Raw genomic sequence first — 3,277 nt, 5'->3', positions numbered from 1 at the left:
CCGGTTAGCGGAACGACGGCTCAGTGCGCGTGCGCTCCATCGGCGCCGATGCCGGTTTCCGACCGCACGAACTGAGCGTCGAACAGCGCACGCTCGCGCTGCGCGCGGCGCGTGTTGTCGAGCTTCGAGACAAGGACAATCGTCAGGAAGGCCAGCGGCATCGAGAACAGCGCCGGATTGTCGTAGGGAAAGATCGCCACGGGATTGCCGAAGGTCGTGACCCAGACCGCCTTCGACAGCACTACCATGCCGACCGCCGCGATGAGGCCCACGAGACCGCCGATCAGAGCACCCCAGGTCGTCGTCCCCCTCCAGAGGATGGACATCGCCAAGACGGGGAAGTTGCAGCTCGCCGCCACCGAGAAAGCGAGGCCGACCATGAAGGCGACGTTCTGGTTCTCGAAGACGTAGCCGAGATAGATCGCCACGATACCGATGACGACGGCGGCGATCTTCGACAGGCGGACCTCGGCCGCGTCGTTGGTGCGCCCACGGGCGATCACCTGGGCGTAGAGGTCGTGGCTAACCGCGGAGGCGCCGGCCAGGGTCAGGCCCGCCACCACCGCCAGGATCGTGGCGAAGGCCACGGCCGAGATGAACCCGAGGAAGTACGGGCCGCCGACCGCGTTGGCGAGGTTCACCGCCACCATGTTGGTGCCGCCGATCATGCCCTTGAGCTTGTCGAAGGCGCCGGCCGCGTCGAGGGTGAAGTAGGCCGGGTCCGACATCAGCAGGGCGATGCCGCCGAAGCCGATGATGAAGGTGAGGATGTAGAAGTAGCCGATCAGGCCGGTGGCGTAGAACACCGACTTGCGGGCGGCCTGGGCGTCCGACACCGTGAAGAAGCGCATCAGGATGTGCGGCAAACCGGCGGTGCCGAACATCAGTCCGACGCCGAGCGAGATCGCCTCGATCGGATTGTTGACGAGACCGCCGGGCGCCATGATCGCGTCACCCTTCGGATGGGTGGCGACAGCTGCGGCGAACAGGGTCTCGGGGTTGAAGCCGTACTTGTAGAGCACCGCGCCGGCCATGAAGGTGGCGCCGCCGAGGAGCAGGCAAGCCTTGATCACCTGGACCCAGGTCGTCGCCTTCATGCCGCCGAAGGCCACGTAGACGATCATCAGCACGCCGACGATGATGACGGCATAGAGGTAGGGCAGGCCGAACAGGAGCTGGATCAGCTTTCCGGCGCCGACCATCTGGGCGATCAGGTAGAAGGCCACCACCACGAGGGTGCCGACGGCGGAGATGATCCGGATCGAGGTCTGGTCGAGCCGGAACGACGCGACGTCCGCGAAGGTGAACTTGCCGAGGTTGCGCAGGCGCTCCGCGATCAGGAACAGCACGATCGGCCAGCCCACGAGGAAGCCGGTGGAGTAGATCAGTCCATCGAAGCCCGAGGTGTAGACGAGGCCTGAAATGCCGAGGAACGAGGCGGCCGACATGTAGTCGCCCGCGATCGCCAGCGAGTTGGTGCCGGCGGAGATGCCGCCACCGGCGGCATAGAAGTCGGCGGCCGACTTGGTGCCCTTGGCGGCCTTGTAGGTGATGCCGAGGGTGAACAGCACGAAGAACGCGAACATGCCGATGGCCGGCCAGTTCGTCGCCGACTGCTTCACGGGACCGAGATCGGGACCGGCCGCGTAAGCCGCGCTGGCGGCGAGCGCCGCGAGGGTCGTGCCGAGCACGATGGGATGGCGGAGGCGGGTCATCGGCCGAGGTCCCGCTTGAGCGCGGCGGTCAGGTCGTCGAAGCGGCCGTTGGCGCGCTGGACGTAGATGCCGGTGAGAATGAAGGCGAGCACAATCACGGCGACGCCGAGGACCAGCCCGAGCGACGCGGTGCCGCCACCGATTTTCACCGCGAGAAGCGCCTTGTCGAAGGCGATCAGACCGATGAAGCCGAAATAGATCAGCAGCATGATGATGGTGAGCGTCCAGCCGAACCGCGTGCGCTCGTGGACGAGCTCCTTGAAGCGCGGGTTCTGCGCGACGCGCGCAGTCTCGATATCAGACATGACATGACCCTCCCGGCGAGCCGTCTCTTGGCGGACCGGCGTCCCGTTGTGATGAAGCTTGGATGCGGGGTAGATCGGCGCGGGCCACCCGGAGGGAGCCCGCGCGGTCGACAAATCGGACGTCGTTCAGTGCGTCCGGTTCTGGCGATTTTCGATGAGGTCTTCCACCACCGCCGGCTCGGCGAGGGTGGAGGTGTCGCCGAGCGAGGAGAACTCATCCTCAGCGATCTTGCGCAGAATGCGGCGCATGATCTTGCCGGAGCGGGTCTTGGGCAGACCCGGCGCGAACTGGATGAGGTCCGGCGAGGCGATCGGCCCGATATCCTTGCGGACCCAGGTCACGAGCTCCTTGCGCAGTTCGTCCGAGCCCTCCTCGCCCTCCATCAGGGTGACGTAAGCGTAGATGCCCTGTCCCTTGACGTTGTGCGGGTAGCCGACCACCGCAGCCTCGGACACCTTCGGGTGCGCGACCAGGGAGGATTCGACCTCCGCCGTGCCCATGCGGTGACCCGAGACGTTGATGACGTCGTCGACCCGGCCGGTGATCCAGTAATAGCCATCCGCGTCACGGCGACAGCCGTCGCCGGTGAAGTAGTTGCCGGGATAGGTCGAGAAATAGGTCTGCTCGAAGCGCTCGTGGTCGCCGTAGACCGTGCGCATCTGGCCGGGCCAGGAATCCTTGATGCAGAGGTTGCCCTCGCACGGCCCTTCGAGGGTCTTGCCCTCGGCATCGACCACGATGGGCTGCACCCCGAAGAACGGGCGGGTTGCCGAACCCGGCTTCAGCTTCGTGGCACCCGGCAGTGGGGTGATGAGGATGCCGCCGGTCTCGGTCTGCCACCAGGTGTCGACGATGGGGCAGCGGGAATCGCCAACGACCCGGTAGTACCAGTCCCAGGCCTCCGGGTTGATCGGCTCGCCGACGGAGCCGAGGACGCGCAGGGAGGCCCTCGAGGTCTTCTTCACCGGTCCCTCGCCGCCGCCCATCAGGGAGCGGATCGCCGTGGGCGCGGTGTAGAAGATGTTGACCTTGTGCTTGTCGACCACGTCCCAGAAGCGGGAATTCGACGGATAGGTCGGGATGCCCTCGAACATCAGCGTGGTCGCGCCGTTCGCGAGCGGCCCGTAGACGATGTAGGAATGGCCCGTCACCCAGCCGACATCGGCGGTGCACCAATAGACCTCGCCCTCGCGGTAATCGAAGACGTATTGATGCGTCATCGACGCGTAGACGAGGTAGCCGCCGGTGGTGTGGAC

The 3,277-nt window shown here is 65.9% G+C and carries 3 protein-coding genes; all 3 read right to left on the bottom strand.

Going from position 1 to position 3,277, the window contains the following annotated elements; genetic code table 11:
- Positions 1-20: 20 nt before the first annotated feature.
- Positions 21-1,715, bottom strand: a complete 1,695-nt coding sequence (locus tag JWQ05_RS03790; protein WP_299654699.1) for a cation acetate symporter — start codon at positions 1,713-1,715, stop codon at positions 21-23.
- On the bottom strand, positions 1,712-2,020 hold the full coding sequence (locus tag JWQ05_RS03785; RefSeq protein ID WP_299654696.1) for a DUF485 domain-containing protein: 309 nt from the start codon (positions 2,018-2,020) through the stop codon (positions 1,712-1,714). Before JWQ05_RS03785 ends, JWQ05_RS03790 begins: the two co-directional genes overlap by 4 nt.
- A gap of 126 nt (positions 2,021-2,146) precedes the next feature.
- Positions 2,147-3,277: acetate--CoA ligase (locus JWQ05_RS03780; protein WP_299654693.1), on the bottom strand; the 1,131-nt coding region annotated here is incomplete at its 5' end.

This window comes from Methylobacterium sp., from assembly GCF_028290105.1.
Taxonomy (GTDB): domain Bacteria; phylum Pseudomonadota; class Alphaproteobacteria; order Rhizobiales; family Beijerinckiaceae; genus Methylobacterium.
This window is presented reverse-complemented; position numbering and strand designations above follow the sequence as displayed.